Consider the following 15,380-nt stretch of genomic DNA (forward strand, 5'->3'; position numbering starts at 1 on the left):
GCCTGGAGAAGACAACGTGATATATATCGGAAATAAGTCTGTGATGAGTTATGTCCTGGCGGTAGTGACGCAGTTTAATAACGGCTTTGATGAGGTTTTGATAAAGGCAAGAGGTAGAGCAATCTCACGGGCCGTGGACACCGCAGAGGTGGTGAAGAATAAGTTCATGCCTGGAGTGGAAGTGAAGGACATAAAAATAGGAACCGAGGTAATAACTGGAGAAGGTGGAGATAAGGCGAACGTATCGTCGCTGGAAATCACAATGGTTGCAAAAGCCAAGTAGTGAGTAAAAAGGGGAGTTATGCGAATTCGATCTAAGAGATATTTCTCTTAGGGTACATCCTCTTTTTTTCTTTTTCTTTTTTACTTTACATCTGATTCGGGTTGGGTTGTTGGTGTGGGTGGAATATTTACTTATATCCGGCTGCTATTACTTCTCTACATAAGCGATGTTCGCGAGAAGGCATATCATTTCGACACGTGATTTCACGAAGGAAGAGATAGATTACATATTGGACAGAGCGGAGGAGTTAGAGATCTACGCACAGGGGTCTGCGAAGAGTTCGGGGAAGAAGAGCGATTTATTAACGGGGAACATACTCGCCAATCTCTTCTACGAGCCCAGCACACGGACACGACTCTCGTTTGAAGTGGCAATGAAGCGGTTGGGCGGAGAGGTCATAAACGTCTCATCGCCGGAGACGAGTTCCGTAGCAAAAGGCGAAAATTTGGTGGATACCATCCGGGTGGTCTCTAAATACAGTGATATCATCGCGCTTCGGCACCCTAAGGAAGGCGCATCTCGAATGGCTGCTTCGTTCTCTTCCGTTCCGATAATTAACGCAGGCGACGGCGCGGGGCAGCATCCCACGCAGACTTTGCTCGATTTGTACACTATTAAGAAGGAGCGACTGCTTGATCGGCTCAAGATCGCGTTGATCGGTGACTTGAAATACGGACGGACGGTCCATTCGCTGGCGTACGCCCTGTCTTTATACGGTGCGAAGCTCTTCTTTGTTTCGCCTGAAGCGTTACGGATGCCGGAAGAGATAAAGATGGACTTGAAAGAGGCAGGCGCGGATATTTTCGAATCAACGAATATAAAAGAGGTTATAGGGGACGTTAACGTGCTCTATCTAACAAGAATTCAGCGTGAGCGGTTCCCGGACCCTGCAGAATATAACAAAGTTGCCGGAACGTATCGCATAACGACCGAGCTGATAAAAGAGAACAGGGAGGTGGTACTTATGCATCCGCTCCCTAAGATCGACGAGGTAGACGCGGAAGTGGATCAGACCGAGAACGCGCGATATTTCACTCAGGCGTTCTACGGTGTTCCCGTGCGAATGGCGGTTCTTTCTATATTACTGGATCGTTCAAACTAACTAAATAGAAACCAAAGGCAATAAACGGAGAGAAAGAGAAGGAAAAAGAGGATGGGTAATAGATATGCAAGCGGAGATAAAAAGCGTTATAGACGCGGTAAAGGATCATCATGAACTGTATACAAACGCATTGCCGCTGATCGCGAGTGAGAACGTTACGAGTAATCCGGTACGGATGCTGCTCGCGTCCGATTTGTCGCACCGATACGCAGAAGGTGATGTGGGAAAACGGTTTTATCAGGGCTGCAAATACATAGACGTGATAGAGGAGAAAGCGATACGCTATGCCAAGGAACTGTTTGATGCCGAACATGTAAATGTAAAGCCGATTTCAGGCGTAACGGCGAATATTGCGGCGCTTTTCGCGCTTACTTCGCCACGGGATAGGATGATGGCATTGTCCGTACCTAATGGGGGCCATATAAGCCATTCGAAATATTCCATTCCCGCGATGCGGGACTTGGAGCTGTATAATTTTCCCTTTGACACAAACGAAATGAACATTGATACGGATAAGATGCTAAAGGCGATACGGCAGAACAAGCCCTCGCTCTTGCTTTTTGGCGCCAGTCTCTTCCTCTTCCCACATCCGATTGCGGAGGCACGAGAAGCCGCAGACGACGTGGGTGCAAAGATCGTGTACGATGCTTCTCATGTGTTAGGACTCATAGCGGGCAAGCAATTCCAAGATCCATTACGGGAGGGAGCAGACGTGATCGCGAGCAGCACACATAAAACTTTCCCGGGACCTCAGGGTGCGATAATCCTGTGTAAGGCGAACATAAAGAATGAAATAGATCAGGCGGTATTCCCCGGAACGGTGAGCAATCATCACCTCCATCACGTTGCGGGATTGGCCGTGTCGCTGGTCGAGATGCTGGAGTTCGGCGAAGCATACGCAGCCCAGACAGTGGCAAATGCAAAGACGTTGGCTCAGAGTTTATATGAGGCGGGTTTTGATGTCCTCTGCGAGCATAAGGGGTTTACTGAGTCACATCAAATTGCGATTGATGTTAGTAACTATGGTGGCGGGGCGGAGGTGGCCGAAAAATTAGAGCTCGCGAATATCATTATCAATAAGAACATGCTGCCGTCCGATAGGGACCCTGATACGCCCACCGGGATCAGATTGGGCGTGCAGGAGCTGACGAGGATAGGAATGAAGCAATCGGAGATGAAGGAGATCGCAGCCCTTATAGAGCGTGTTGTACGCGGTAAAGCAGACTTAGACGCGATAAAGGCTGAGGTGCAAGAGTTGAGGAACGACTTTCAGGATGCCGTGTATTGCTTTGATGGCAAGGATGTATACAAATTTCCGGAGTTAAAAGCGTGAGGGTATTTATAAAGGCAGGTGAATATTATAAGTAGGGATGCTAGAGGAATTAGAGGAACGGAGAGCAGAAATAATAAAGAAGGCTGAGGAATATAAGCTTCGAAGGACCGAGTTAAATACCGAAGCAAGTAAGTGGGCTGAATTGAGAGACGAGTTAAATGGCCGGATAAAAGAGGCTGTTGAGAAGGCAAAGGAGTTTAAACAGCAGCGCGAGGAGTATGAGGCGCTTATTGCAGATAAAAAGGTGAAACGTGGCGAATTGAACAGGAAAGCTTCGTCATACTACCTCATGGTGGAGAAGCAGCGTAAACGGAACGATATGCAGAGTATCCAGGCGTTTGAGCGGCTTCGAGAACGAATAGCGGAGTTAGAGCTGCGGCAGCAGGTAGAAGTGCTGAGCAAGGATAAGGAAAAGAAATTAGTGGCGAAGATAACGGAGCTGCGGCGAGAGTTCGATCGCATGGAGAAGGAACTGGAGAAGGACAGGAAGTTGACGGAATTGCTGAAGAAGGCGCAGAAGTACCGTGTAGAATCGGACACATACCACGAAGAGGTTATTGAGCACGTAAGGCTCTCCCATGAATGCCATAGTAAAATGGTGGAGTGTTTCAAAGAGGCAGACAGAATAAGGGAGAAGGCGGACGAGGCACACCGGCTTTTTATAGAGGCTCAGGAAGAAGCGGACGAAGCGCACAAGCGTTATATCCGGTATCTCCGCGACATGAAGGACTTTGACCGCGTTATAAGCGGGCTGAGACGGAAGATACGGGAAGATTGGGGCTTCCGGGAGCGAATGGAAGCGAGGAAGAAGGCGAAAGGCATTTACGAGAAGTTTAAAGACGGTGGGAAGCTCAGCACTGAAGATTTGCTCATGTTGCAACGGTCCGAGATGGGCTTAAAATAAAGACAAGTACTGCTAATCGATTCGATTTTATCAGAATCTAAATGAGGTTAAGCGTTTCGCTACAGGGCTTACGGGACGCGATTTTGCTCATAATTCCCTGGTTGGCGAAAGCCAGGTACACCGATAGTTTTATATACTACGAATGCATTTAACTTTAGCAGAATGATATCACAAATGGTAGGAGGTGAAGATAATGGGAGAAGAAAAACCGGCTGGATTGAAACAATTGTTTGTTTACGAACATGACGCAGGACGACTTGAACTTTTCATTCGAATCGTGTACGGGTGGATAGCCATCGGGATTGTCTTACTGGTATACGGCATCGTTGCAGAAATCTGCCTTTTTATTCAATGGTTCGTGATATTGATACTCGGACGGAGGAGCGAAGGGCTAAGCAACTTTGTTAAGGGCTATCTCGAATATTTCGTGCACGTCGTCAGCTATTATTACTTCATGACCGATGAGAGACCGGGCATAATGCCAAAACCGGTTGAAATCTACGAGAAAGAATAAATGAATGAGCAGGATCTGCACCGACGAATCGGTGTTGTATGCCTGCGCTTCTCTTTTTTTCTTGATACGTTTTTAGAGTCAACCTATACTACGTCACGTGTCGAATTTGATATTGTTTTTTATGGATGATGATTATAGAATAGATAGATTAAGAAAATGAGGACAACGTGGCTTACTATACGGATGGGGCTCTGTATCGTGCTTCTGTTTGCAGTGCTTTATGCACTCTTAAGTGTTATCGCATATTTTGTGGGAGCGGGCACACCGCTCGTTTATGCGTTACTTGCTTTTGGATTGGTCGCTATCCAGTTCTTTATCGGCCCTAAGGTTGTAGAGCGAACCATGCATATTCGCTATGTCTCGGAAAGTGAAGCGCCGGAATTGCATCGGATGGTGAGCGAGTTAGCACTGAAGGCGGGGATCCCGAAACCTCGCGTCGGGATCTCCGAGATCCCTATACCGAATGCATTCGCTTTTGGCACCTCGAAGAAGACCGCACGGGTTTGCATTACAAAACGATTGATGGAAATGCTGAGCCGGGACGAGATAGAAGCGGTTCTGGGGCATGAACTTTCGCATATAAAACATCGCGATATGGTGGTGATAACGGCATTGAGTGTGATACCGATGATCTGTTACTTTATTTATTTTAGCTTCTTCTGGTCCGGCCTCTTTGGTGGGGGCGGTCGGGACAGAGAGGGTGCCTTGCCAATGATGGCAATCGCGCTTATTGCGTTCGTTGTCTATTTCATAAGCAACCTTATCGTGCTGTACGCATCGCGCGTGCGGGAATATTATGCGGATGCAGGCAGTGCAGAGCTCACGAGGAAGCCGCATGAACTCGCGTCTGCGTTATACAAGATGATCTATGGCAGTGCGAGCACAAAGTCCGAGAGAGTGGTTAAGGAAATGGGGAGCATGCGTGCGTTCTTTGCCGCCGATCCGGTGACCGCCCGGGGCGATTTGAAGGATTTGAGCGCGGCGGACCTAAATAGGGATGGAAAGATAGACGAGTACGAGTTACGGATGTTTGCAGAGCGGGCGAACGCGAGCCGTGCTGAACGAGTGATGGAACTCTTCTCCACGCATCCTAATCCCGTCAGCCGGGTTAAGCGGCTGGGCACGTACTTGTACTAACGGCGAAGTCGTGTTCCCTTACCAGTTCTCGTAAACGATTCCACGAATACGAGACAAGCATCACACGGAACCAGAAGCTACGGAATGTATCTTTTGGCTTATACTGCCCGCTTTATCCCGCCGTTCGTCTATTGTCAACGTTGTCACGACCCGTAAGGCACCGTGCGCGAAAACGGATTCGTGTACCGCTTTGAAAGCCTCTAAAATCAGCGTGAGATCTTCTGCCTCGAATATCGTGCCCATTGCCGTTAGTTCGGGTTCCAAGCCCAGGTTCCTCAGCTCCGTGATCGCTCTTATCACGTACCCGCTTACGCTTGGCGTTTGTGTTCCTAAGGGGACAACGGTTATTTCAGCGATTATCATCTCCTATTAAATATCTGCACCTTAAACTAAGTATATATACGCGACTATAAGTACGAATACGTCAAATTAAAGGGGTGGTATCTAAGTGTCGATGCAAAGTGGGCAAAGGGAAATAAAGGTATTGCATGTAGATGATGAGCCCGATTTCCTTCTGGTGACGCAGCATAACTTAGAAAAGAAATATGCAAATTTTAGTGTTGATACCACAACCTCTGCAGAAGAAGGCATAACGCTCTTGAAGAGCGGCAACTACGATGTAGTGGTCTCGGATTATCAGATGCCCGGGATGGACGGCCTCGAGTTACTCCAAACTCTTCGCGCGAGTGGAGATAAGATTCCGTTCATCATGTTCACGGGTCGAGGCCGAGAAGAAGTAGCAATCGAAGCATTGAATAAGGGTGCGAACCACTACTTGCATAAGGGTGGAGATATAGCCAGCTTGTATCAAACGTTGGCACATGTGATAATCGAGTTGGTTGAGAGAAAGTGGGCAGAGGAGAAAGTAGTCGAGATTAAAAAAGAGCATCAGCTCATTCTCGATGCTTTGCCATTAAATGTATTCCATATAAACCGCAAAAGTGAGTTCGTTCATGTAAACAAGGCTCTGGCAGAGCGCTATGGGCTGAAGCCCGAGGAGTTTAAAGGAAAAACATCCGGGGACCTCTTCCCTGATGTTGGTGAGGCGTACCTCAAAAGTGACAAGGTGGTCTTCGAAAGCGGAGCACGAGAGATAGGAACGATACGAAAAATTGTAACGCCACAAGGAGAGAAATGGGTGCGGTTGGATAAGGTACCGCTCAAAGATGTTGACGGCACCGTTACCGGCTTAATCGGCTTCGAGCTGGATATCACGGCGCAGAAGAAGGCTGAGGAGGGGCTGCGGGAGAGCGAGGATAAATATCGAAACCTCGTTGAGCGTGCGAATGATGGAATCTGTATTATTCAGGACGCCCTCGTTGAATATGCCAACAGCCGATTGGTTGAGTGGAGTGGCTACACCGAGGAAGAGATTATTTGCGCTCCGTTCACCATTTTTGTCGCTCCTGAAGAAATCCCCAAAGTCGTTGATTACTACAAGCGGCGCGTGGCCGGTGAGGCAGTCCCCTCTCTCTACGAGACCGTTCTTCAGGAGAAGAGTGGGGGAAAGATGGATGCTGAATTGAATGCGGGCATCATTATGTATCACGGCAAGCCCGCTAATCTCGTCTTCGTCCGCGATATCAGCGAGCGCAAGCGGACGGCAGAAGCGCTGCGGGAAAGTGAGAGGAAACATCAGATACTTCTCGATTCCGTACCAGTAGGCATATTCTATATAGATGCCGACAGCAGGTTCGTTCATGTGAACAAGGCTCTGGCAGAGCGCTATGGAATGAACCCCGAGGATTTCAAAGGCAAAACATCCAGAGACCTCTTCCCCGAAGTTGCTGAGGACTATATCAAGAGCGACAAGGAAGTGTTAGAGAGCGGCGAGCCGCAGATAGGAACGATTAGAAGAATTAATACGCCACAAGGCGTGCGATGGGTACGATTGGATAAGGTGCCCCTTAAAGATGACGATGGCCACGTTACGGACATAATAGGCTTCGAGCTGGACGTTACTGAACGGAAACGAATAGAGGATGCGCTGCAGGAAAGCGAGCTGGAGCATCAGACAGTCCTCGATACTGTCCCTGTAGGTATATTCCATATAGATGCCGACAGCAGGTTCGTTCATGTAAACAAGGCTCTGGCAGAGCTCTTCGGAATGAAGCCCGAGGATTTCAAAGGCAAAACAAGCAGAGAGCTCTTTCCGGACGTAGGAGAAGAGTACATCGAAAGTGACAAAGAAATTTTTGAGAGCGGAGTACCCCAAAGTGGAGTGGTAAAAAAACTTACAACATCAGAAGGCGTGCGATGGGTACGATTGGATAAGGTGCCCCTCAAGGATGCAGATGGGAATATTACAGATGTTGTGGGATTCGAGCTGGATATTACCGAACGAATGAAGACGCAGGACGAGTTACGCGATGCCCACAAACAGCTTCAGGATATCATCGAGTTCCTCCCGGATGCAACATTTGTTATTGATAGAGATATGAAAGTAATTGCATGGAATCGTGCAATAGAAGAGATGACTGGGATCCACAAGGAGGATATCATCGGAAAGGGGGATTATGAATATGCACTACCGTTTTACGGAGAGCGGAGACCCATATTGACTGATTTGGTCTTTTCAAGCAACGAGGAGATCGAGTCTCGCTATGCCCATGTAGGAAAAAAGGGAAGCACACTATTTGCCGAAGTCTATTCACCTTTCATGTACCGGGGGAAGGGGGCATATCTTTGGGGAATTGCAACGCCGCTCTTCGACCGTAAAGGTGACGTAGTAGGTGCAATTGAATCAATTCGTGACATCACCGACCGTAAGCAGACTGAGACGGAAAGAGCTGGCCTTTTAAAAGAGCTGGAAGCAAAGAACAGAGAAATGGAGCATTTTGCCTATACGGTCTCACACGATTTGCGGTCGCCGCTTATTACCATACAGGGCTTCACCACTATGCTCCAGGAGGATTTTGAACAAAATAAACGAGAGAGCGTGGAAAGCGATTTGAAGTACATAGAAAACGCCGTTACGAGAATGGGCGAGCTCTTAAGTGGCACGCTCGAGCTATCCCGTATCGGCCGTTTCGTGAATCCGCCAGAGGATGTGCCGTTTGAGGAAATTGTTAGCGATGCACTGGAGCAGACTGCGGGAGAAATAAGAGCAAAGGATATTGAGGTTTCCGTGGCTGAACACTTTCCCACCGTGCACGTAGATCGGATGCGAATAGTCGAGGTGCTGGTGAATCTTATTGCGAACAGTATAAAATATCGAGGCGACCCGCCGCATCCGAAAATCGAGCTTGGGTATCGCGTAGATGGTAAGGATACCGTGTTCTTTGTGAAGGATAACGGCATCGGGATTGACGAAAGTCAGCAGGAGAAAGTCTTCGAGCTGTTCTATCAAGTGGACAATAGTGAAGCAGGCACGGGTGCCGGGCTGGCTATTGTGAAACGAATAATCGAGGTGCACGAGGGCCGTATCTGGATCGAATCGGAGACCGGCAAAGGGACAACAGTCTGCTTTACGCTGCCCGTGAGTCCGTGATGAATTTTATACTCAGAATATGCCCGACAAATACACCAAAACGGTCATACCCAAAGCCACCGCTCCGAGGACCATTCCTCCGATCGTGTAGCAGCGATAGCCCGCAGCGGGCGTCATGTCGGCAAGCTCAACGACCGTCCAGAAGTAAGAGTCATTCGCATGCGATACCAGGAACGTGCCCGAGGCTATGGACATTAGCGCGAGTTCCAAGGGCAAGCCGAGTTCAGGAAGTACGGGTAGGATTATGCTCGGAACGATCAAAAAGGTGACGAGCCGCGAACCCTGCACGCTCTGAATGGCAACAGCGACCAAAAAGGGTATGAAAAGCGCGGGTAAGCCGGATTGTATAACCAGTGCGCCGATCCCGTGACCGACGCCGATCATTGCTAAGGTCGAGCCGAGCGCACCACCCGCGCAGAGTACCATGAGAATTCCGCCACCTCGTCGTACCGCCTCACGAGTCCATGTATTGACGGTATCTCGCCTGAATCCCCGAGCAGCGCTAAAAGCGATGAAGACGCCGATCAGCAGTGCTATGTTGGGGTTACCCAAGAAATTGAGCACTGGAATAGGAAGAACGAGTTTTGAGAATATGAGTGCCACCGGAACGACGATAGGAGGATATGCGCGTAATCTACTCTTTTGTTTTTGTTCCGTTTCCGTTACCGTCGTTGGGACCTCGCCGAGCTTGCAGAACCGCTGAGCGAACAAATAGCCAACCAAGGACGTGGGAATGGCAATAATAAGACCAAGCAGTACAATGTCAGCACCGACAACGCCGAACTCGCTTGCCGCGGAATAAACGCCGGGTGCGGGATAAATGAGTTCGTAGGACGCGAGTGTGCCGAGACTGAGCGAAGTAGCAGCCACACCAATCGGTAACTTCTGCTTAGCGGCGATCTCGCGTGCGATTGGTATGAAGATCACGTAGGCCAGGATGCAGCACATCACCGGGACTGCCACGAGGAACCCGAGCACGTTTAATGCGAGTATAGGCCGTTTCGATAGGCTGATTATATCGTCTGCGATGACCGATGTGCCTCCGATGCCGTCCAGGACCGTGCCGATGATGCTGCCACACACGATGACGATGCCCAGCTTGTAAAGTACCTGACTCATGCCTGTTAACATCGATTCCAGGCCGTCAAACGGTTTTGCAGCTAAAATGGCAACGAGTAGCGATACCGTAAGTAAGCTCAGAAAGGGGTTGATCCTGAGTTTCGCGGTCAGAACTAGGATGAGGAGCAGAGCGATGAGGAATATTAGTAACGGCGCCATTTATTCATGGCTTTATTATCGCTACGTGTTTAAATCAGTTTATTTAAAAAGAGAGCATTATACTATATCACCCACAACTGTTGGAACGGTTATAAGGGGGAAAGAGAAATGGCACGAGTGAAATTGAGCGGTGCGGAAATAGTGGTAGAGGAATTGAAGAACGAAGGAGTGGAAGTAGCCTTTGGAATCCCCGGCGGAGTCCTGTTAGATCTGTACGAGGTGCTGTACCAGGAGGATAAAGTGAGGCATATTCTGATGCGGCACGAGCAATGTGCGGCGCACGCGGCAGACGGCTATGCACGCGTCTCAGGAAAGACAGGGGTTTGTATCGCTACGTCAGGTCCCGGAGCAACGAATCTCGTTACCGGTCTGGCGAATGCAAGCATGGATTCTGCACCCGTAGTAGCATTGACCGGCCAGGTGCCGACGGCAGCAATAGGGAGCAATGCGTTCCAGGAAGCAAGCACGTTCACCATTACCATGCCGGTCACGAAACATAATTTCCTCGTAACGCGGACGGAGGACTTGCCCAAGATCATCCACAATGCGTTCCATATCGCCGGTACGGGTAGGAAAGGAGTCGTCTTGATCGACCTGCCAAAGGACGTACTGGCAACGACGGTCGAGGTGGATTTACATTTAAAGGAGACCTTCGCAGGTTATAAGCCGAACATAAAGCCGAATCGAGTGCAAATAAAGAAAGCGGTAGAGGTGCTGGTAAATGCGGAGAGGCCGCTTATCTTGGCTGGAGGCGGCGTTATCACCTCGGAAGCGACGGAAGAGTTACGCCAGCTGGCGGAATTCCTCGGCGCGCCTGTCGTAACGACGCTTCTGGGTAAAGGTGCCATTCCCGAGGATCATCCGTTCGCACTGGGTATGGCGGGCATGCACGGACGCCTCTATGCGAACAAGGCGATAAACGAATGCGATGCGTTGCTCGCAGTAGGAACGCGGTTCAGCGACCGCTTAACGGGCTGGCAATTGGACCAGTTCGCCCCGGAGGCTACATTGATACACGTCGATATCGATGCCGCGGAGATAAACAAGAATATTCAGGTTGATATCCCGATCCAGGGCGATGCGAAGCTTGCGCTGGGTGACATCATCAAATGGCTCGAGAAAAAGAGAATTGCGGATACGAACGGAAACGTGTGGGTGCAGCGGATAAAAGAGATGCATTCGGCTTGTGAAGCGTGTATACGCGATGTCAAGAGAGAAGGGACTTCGATCTCGGATATGCTCATAAAAGAGCTGAGCAGAATCTTGAATAACGATACAATCGTCACCACGGAGGTGGGACAGTGCCAGATGTTCGCCGCGCATTATTACATGACGAAGAAGCCGCGCACGTTTATTTCTTCAGGCGGGCTGGGCACGATGGGCTATGGGTTCCCCGCAGCGATTGGCGCGAAGGTTGCGGCACCGGATAAGCACGTAGTGGACATAGCAGGAGACGGCAGTTTCCTGATGACCTGCCAGGATTTGGCGACCTGCGTGGAGAACGATATACCGGTTGTCGTCTGTATCTTCCACAACCGGTATCTGGGAATGGTGCGCCAGTGGCAGGAGCTGTTCTTCGATAAGAAATACTCGAGTACCGGCCTGGGTGTGACGCCGGATTTCGTGAAGCTCGCGGAAGCCTTTGGCGCTTATGGGGAGCGCGTGGAGAAGCCGGATGAGCTGAAAGACGCGCTGCATAACGCATTCGAGTCCGGTAAGCCAGCAGTACTGGATATGATCGTGGGTTGGGAGGACAAGATACTGCCGATGATTCCTCCTGGTGGCGGTTTAATAGGAATGATAGGAACGGAGCGATGCACACCCCTCGCAACAACACCCACACGTTCTGTAGCTACCGCTAGATCAATAGGACTCGTCGAAATGGTAGGAGCAGCGGAAGAATGACCACACACAGTACCACACACATTATATCACTATTGGTAGAGGATCATCCGGGAGTACTGACGCGGATGTCGGGCATGTTCACCATGCGCGGGATCAATATCATCTCGCTCACCGTCTCACCGTGTGAGAAGGAAGGGTTATCAAGAATGACGGTGGCGATCAAGGGCTCGGAAAACGAGTTGGAGCAAGTGAGGAAGCAACTCAGCAATCTAATCGAAGTGGTGAAGGTGATCGACCTGGCGAAGAACAAAGCGGTCATTCGCGACCTGTGCCTCATGAAGGTGCACGTGAAGGATTCCAACGCCCGTTCTGAAGTGATGCAGCTTGCCGCGTCATACGGAGCTAAGATAGCCGATGCGACTTTGGATACCATAATACTCGAGCTAACGGAGGAGCCGAAGACGATAGACCGGTTCGTGGATTTGATGATGCATTTCGGTGTGAAGCAGTTGTTCAGAACCGGGGTTACGGCTATTGGTATGGGTGGCGGTTCGGAGAAATAGTTTCCGCTAGTGATTCCGCCCGCAGGGAAGCCAGCCGAAAAGAGCAACGTTTATAATGAACACCACGATACCTTAACGTAGAAACCAGGAGGTTGATGATACCATGACCTTGAATGTATTACATGATGAAGACGTAGATGAGGGCTTTATAGAAGGAAAGACGGTAGCGGTAATCGGATACGGCGCGCAGGGCGATGCGCAGGCGAACTGCCTGAAGGATTCAGGTGTGAGTGTGATTATAGGCGAGACGGAGGTCCTGGGCGGGAGGTCGAACCCGAGCTGGGCGAAGGCGAAAGCGGACGGTTTTGAGGTTATGCCGATCGACGAGGCAGCGAAGAGGGGCGATATCGTGCATATCCTGCTGCCGGACGAGGTACAGCCGATGGTTTACGAGCAGCAGATCGCACCGCACTTGACGGCAGGCAAGGCGCTCTGTTTCTCGCACGGGTTCAATATCTGCTTTAACCGGATCGTCCCCCCGGAAGATGTTGATGTAATTATGGTCGCGCCGAAGGCGCCCGGTACGGAGGAGCGTGTGGCGTACTTGGAGGGCTTTGGTGTTCCTGGTCTGGTTGCCGTGAAGCAGAACCCAAGCGGGAAGGCACGTGAAGTGGCACTGGCCATGACGAAGGCGATGCACTGGACGAAGGCCGGCATTTTGGAATGCACGTTCGAGCAGGAGACCTACGAGGATCTGTTTGGCGAGCAGTGCGTGCTCTGCGGCGGCCTCGTGGAATTGATGAAGAACGGCTTTGAAGTGCTGGTGGAAGCGGGCTACCCGCCAGAGATGGCGTATTTCGAGTGCGTGCACGAGATGAAACTGATCGTCGATCTGGTCTGGCAGGGCGGCATCAAGCGCATGGCCGAGGTCATCTCGAACACCGCGGAATACGGCATGTGGGCCGTCGGTAACGAGATCATCGGACCGGACGTGAAGGCAAAGATGCAGGAAGCCCTAAAGCGCGTGGAGAACGGCGAATTCGCAGCGCAGTGGGTCGAGGAGTACAAGAAAGGCATCCCGTTCCTGAAAGCGAGCCGCGAGAATATCGGCAAGCATCAGATCGAAACGGTTGGCAAAGAGATCAGGCAACTGTTCAAGAAGCAGTAATCCTGACCTGCAAATGCCCCTTTCTTTTTTGCGGCAGCAGCCGACGAAGGTCGTCTTAGTCGGCCTCAATTACAAGGATCACGCAAAGGAATTGAAGATGCCGCTCCCTGACGAGCCCATTTTATTCCTGAAGCCGCCGACGGCGTTGATAGGCCCTGAGGATTATATTGTGTACCCGGCACAAACGAGGAGAGTGGATTACGAGGCGGAACTGGCTGTTGTTCTAAAAGACCCGTGTAAGAATATCGAGCCCAACGAGGTAACGGAATACGTCGAGGGCTTTACGTGCCTGAACGACGTCACCGCCAGAGATATGCAGAGCAAAGACGTGCAGTGGACACGTGCAAAGAGTTTTGATACGTTCTGCCCCGTGGGGCCGCGTATCGTAACGGACATAGATCCGAACAACGTGAAGATCCAGAGTTATTTGAACGGCGAGCTGCGGCAGGATTCCAGCACGTCCAACTTTATATTCACCGTAGAAGAGCTGGTTTCGTTTATTTCTAAGGTAATGACGTTGCAACAAGGGGACATAATAGCAACGGGCACACCGAGCGGGATCGGGGCGATGCAAAAAGGAGATACCATAGAGATTAAAATAGAAGGGATAGGGACGTTACGGAATTATGTGCGGTGAGAAGACGTTAGAGGTCCTGTAACAGGGGATAACGCTCGGTGATCCTAGAGTAAAGTTTAAATATTGGGGAGACATATGTGAAACCATGCGAAGAATTATCCAGGTCAGAGTTTACAAAGGAGATAAGTACTACGTTGCCGAATGCATTGATTTACCGGTGGTGACGCAAGGAAAAACCTTGGATGAGGTCGCAGCTAATATAACGGAGGCTATCAGCTTGCACCTCGAAGGCGAAGATCTAGCAGAGTGGGGTATTCTTCCCGAGCATTCGATTCTGGTCAATTTTGAACTGCCGACTGCGTATGCCGAAACTTAAAACGCTCAGCGGTAAAGCTGTGGTGAAAATCTTCTCTGAATTTAGCTTTGACATTGTTTCCCAACGAGGGAGCCATGTAAAGTTGGGAAGAATCAATCCAGATGGATCGAGGCAAACCTTGACCATTCCGTTTCATGATGAATTGGACAAAGGGACTCTGAGAGCCATTTTTAGGCAGGCTTTGCGATACATACCTGAGGAAGAACTGAGGCCGTACTTCTATACATAGCTAATCGAGACACTTTTCGCTATCAATTGCAGTATCAATTATCCCGATCACTGAGATACAACGATATGGCCTCTTTGGTTCGTTTAATAAGTTCATCGTAGGTCTTCGCCTGCGTATGGCAGCCGGGTAGCTCGATCACGTCAGAAATGAGGTAGCCATCCTCACCTTCTTCAACAATCACATTGAATTTCTCGGCCATATTAGAAGTAAGGAAATAGAGACTCATAAATAAAGGTTACTTTCACGCAGTAAGGGGCCAGAGCCCCCCTTACTAACCCTCCCGACCAACATTAAGGAATGCAAGAAATAGCGTGGCAACGGGCACGCCGAGCGGGATGGCGCGATGCAAGGAGGGGACACGACAGAGATAAGGATAGAGGGGGTAGAGACGTTACAGAATTTTGTGCTGTGAGTTGAAAACCCGAAATCCAAAAGTATTATCTCTTTTTAAAGAGCAAAATGAAAGCTTACAATCCGACATTTTAGAAGGATTTGTCGCCTCTTCTCACTTTCACTGTAGGAGCAATAATAAAGCGAAACTTATAAAGCATATTATAGTGTTAAGTAAACTTTGAAACTACCCGGTATAAAGTGATGCTGGTATGGCTTTGATCCCTCTATGATACCTTTTAGTGTTGAAC

At 49.8% G+C, this 15,380-nt stretch carries 16 protein-coding genes; 13 read left to right on the plus strand and 3 right to left on the minus strand.

The features are described from left to right. The first annotated feature begins 43 nt into the window (after nt 1-43). The 6 genes from albA to JW878_03025 all read left to right on the plus strand — a co-directional run bounded on the left by albA (nt 44) and on the right by JW878_03025 (nt 5,273). The gene (gene albA, locus JW878_03000) at nt 44-283 is read left to right on the plus strand and encodes a DNA-binding protein Alba (protein MBN1762036.1); all 240 of its coding nucleotides are present in this window, start codon (nt 44-46) and stop codon (nt 281-283) included. Between the two features lie 166 nt (nt 284-449). Further along, nucleotides 450-1,385 carry an aspartate carbamoyltransferase gene (gene pyrB / locus JW878_03005; protein ID MBN1762037.1) on the plus strand — a complete coding sequence of 312 codons (936 nt, stop codon included), beginning with the start codon at nt 450-452 and terminating at the stop codon, nt 1,383-1,385. Nucleotides 1,386-1,449: 64 nt separating this feature from the next. Then, nucleotides 1,450-2,718 carry a serine hydroxymethyltransferase gene (locus tag JW878_03010; protein ID MBN1762038.1) on the plus strand — a complete coding sequence of 423 codons (1,269 nt, stop codon included), beginning with the start codon at nt 1,450-1,452 and terminating at the stop codon, nt 2,716-2,718. Nucleotides 2,719-2,755: 37 nt separating this feature from the next. Continuing rightward, complete coding sequence (locus JW878_03015; GenBank protein ID MBN1762039.1) at nt 2,756-3,622, plus strand: phosphoserine phosphatase; 867 nt, start codon at nt 2,756-2,758, stop codon at nt 3,620-3,622. Between the two features lie 193 nt (nt 3,623-3,815). After that, entirely contained in the window at nt 3,816-4,136 is a 321-nt protein-coding gene (locus JW878_03020) for a DUF4389 domain-containing protein (GenBank protein ID MBN1762040.1), read from the plus strand. 156 nt (nt 4,137-4,292) lie between these two features. Next, on the plus strand, nt 4,293-5,273 hold the full coding sequence (locus JW878_03025) for a M48 family metalloprotease (protein ID MBN1762041.1): 981 nt from the start codon (nt 4,293-4,295) through the stop codon (nt 5,271-5,273). Between the two features lie 60 nt (nt 5,274-5,333). Here the strand turns inward: JW878_03025 and JW878_03030 are convergent, their stop codons facing one another. Further along, complete coding sequence (locus JW878_03030) at nt 5,334-5,636, minus strand: MTH1187 family thiamine-binding protein (protein MBN1762042.1); 303 nt, start codon at nt 5,634-5,636, stop codon at nt 5,334-5,336. 91 nt (nt 5,637-5,727) lie between these two features. Between JW878_03030 and JW878_03035 the strand changes: the two genes are divergently transcribed. Next, nucleotides 5,728-8,763, plus strand: a complete 3,036-nt coding sequence (locus tag JW878_03035) for a PAS domain S-box protein (GenBank protein MBN1762043.1) — start codon at nt 5,728-5,730, stop codon at nt 8,761-8,763. Nucleotides 8,764-8,775: 12 nt separating this feature from the next. Here the strand turns inward: JW878_03035 and JW878_03040 are convergent, their stop codons facing one another. Next, on the minus strand, nt 8,776-10,041 hold the full coding sequence (locus JW878_03040) for a GntP family permease (protein MBN1762044.1): 1,266 nt from the start codon (nt 10,039-10,041) through the stop codon (nt 8,776-8,778). A gap of 108 nt (nt 10,042-10,149) precedes the next feature. On the opposite strand from JW878_03040, the gene ilvB reads away from it, so the two are divergent. From ilvB to JW878_03070, 6 genes are all read left to right on the plus strand, one after another. Next, the gene (ilvB, locus tag JW878_03045) at nt 10,150-11,946 is read left to right on the plus strand and encodes a biosynthetic-type acetolactate synthase large subunit (protein ID MBN1762045.1); all 1,797 of its coding nucleotides are present in this window, start codon (nt 10,150-10,152) and stop codon (nt 11,944-11,946) included. After that, complete coding sequence (gene ilvN, locus JW878_03050) at nt 11,943-12,449, plus strand: acetolactate synthase small subunit (protein ID MBN1762046.1); 507 nt, start codon at nt 11,943-11,945, stop codon at nt 12,447-12,449. Before ilvB ends, ilvN begins: the two co-directional genes overlap by 4 nt. Nucleotides 12,450-12,558: 109 nt before the next feature. Then, nucleotides 12,559-13,557 (plus strand): ketol-acid reductoisomerase, encoded by a 999-nt coding sequence (gene ilvC, locus JW878_03055; GenBank protein ID MBN1762047.1) that lies wholly within the window; start codon nt 12,559-12,561, stop codon nt 13,555-13,557. Nucleotides 13,558-13,570: 13 nt separating this feature from the next. Continuing rightward, nucleotides 13,571-14,194, plus strand: coding sequence for a fumarylacetoacetate hydrolase family protein (locus JW878_03060; protein ID MBN1762048.1), 624 nt, complete (start codon nt 13,571-13,573; stop codon nt 14,192-14,194). Nucleotides 14,195-14,279: 85 nt separating this feature from the next. Further along, the gene (locus JW878_03065; GenBank protein ID MBN1762049.1) at nt 14,280-14,510 is read left to right on the plus strand and encodes a type II toxin-antitoxin system HicB family antitoxin; all 231 of its coding nucleotides are present in this window, start codon (nt 14,280-14,282) and stop codon (nt 14,508-14,510) included. Further along, complete coding sequence (locus tag JW878_03070; GenBank protein MBN1762050.1) at nt 14,497-14,739, plus strand: type II toxin-antitoxin system HicA family toxin; 243 nt, start codon at nt 14,497-14,499, stop codon at nt 14,737-14,739. The genes JW878_03065 and JW878_03070 overlap by 14 nt, the downstream gene beginning before the upstream one ends. Nucleotides 14,740-14,773: 34 nt before the next feature. Here JW878_03070 and JW878_03075 read toward each other — a convergent pair whose 3' ends face one another. Beyond that, complete coding sequence (locus JW878_03075) at nt 14,774-14,938, minus strand: type II toxin-antitoxin system HicB family antitoxin (GenBank protein MBN1762051.1); 165 nt, start codon at nt 14,936-14,938, stop codon at nt 14,774-14,776. Nucleotides 14,939-15,380: the final 442 nt, after the last annotated feature.

This window comes from Methanomicrobia archaeon (assembly GCA_016930255.1).
Classification (GTDB): domain Archaea; phylum Halobacteriota; class Syntropharchaeia; order Alkanophagales; family Methanospirareceae; genus JACGMN01.

Bases quoted from the DNA above. Each gene is read 5' to 3' on its own strand.
- JW878_03020 (MBN1762040.1), top strand. From the start codon at position 3,816: ATGGGAGAAGAAAAACCGGCTGGATTGAAACAATTGTTTGTTTACGAA.
- JW878_03065 (MBN1762049.1), top strand. From the start codon at position 14,280: ATGCGAAGAATTATCCAGGTCAGAGTTTACAAAGGAGATAAGTACTAC.
- JW878_03035 (MBN1762043.1), top strand. From the start codon at position 5,728: ATGCAAAGTGGGCAAAGGGAAATAAAGGTATTGCATGTAGATGATGAG.
- JW878_03060 (MBN1762048.1), top strand. From the start codon at position 13,571: ATGCCCCTTTCTTTTTTGCGGCAGCAGCCGACGAAGGTCGTCTTAGTC.
- ilvB (MBN1762045.1), top strand. From the start codon at position 10,150: ATGGCACGAGTGAAATTGAGCGGTGCGGAAATAGTGGTAGAGGAATTG.
- JW878_03030 (MBN1762042.1), bottom strand. From the start codon at position 5,636: ATGATAATCGCTGAAATAACCGTTGTCCCCTTAGGAACACAAACGCCA.
- ilvN (MBN1762046.1), top strand. From the start codon at position 11,943: ATGACCACACACAGTACCACACACATTATATCACTATTGGTAGAGGAT.
- albA (MBN1762036.1), top strand. From the start codon at position 44: ATGAGTTATGTCCTGGCGGTAGTGACGCAGTTTAATAACGGCTTTGAT.
- JW878_03015 (MBN1762039.1), top strand. From the start codon at position 2,756: ATGCTAGAGGAATTAGAGGAACGGAGAGCAGAAATAATAAAGAAGGCT.
- JW878_03070 (MBN1762050.1), top strand. From the start codon at position 14,497: ATGCCGAAACTTAAAACGCTCAGCGGTAAAGCTGTGGTGAAAATCTTC.
- JW878_03075 (MBN1762051.1), bottom strand. From the start codon at position 14,938: ATGGCCGAGAAATTCAATGTGATTGTTGAAGAAGGTGAGGATGGCTAC.
- pyrB (MBN1762037.1), top strand. From the start codon at position 450: ATGTTCGCGAGAAGGCATATCATTTCGACACGTGATTTCACGAAGGAA.
- JW878_03025 (MBN1762041.1), top strand. From the start codon at position 4,293: ATGAGGACAACGTGGCTTACTATACGGATGGGGCTCTGTATCGTGCTT.
- JW878_03040 (MBN1762044.1), bottom strand. From the start codon at position 10,041: ATGGCGCCGTTACTAATATTCCTCATCGCTCTGCTCCTCATCCTAGTT.
- JW878_03010 (MBN1762038.1), top strand. From the start codon at position 1,450: ATGCAAGCGGAGATAAAAAGCGTTATAGACGCGGTAAAGGATCATCAT.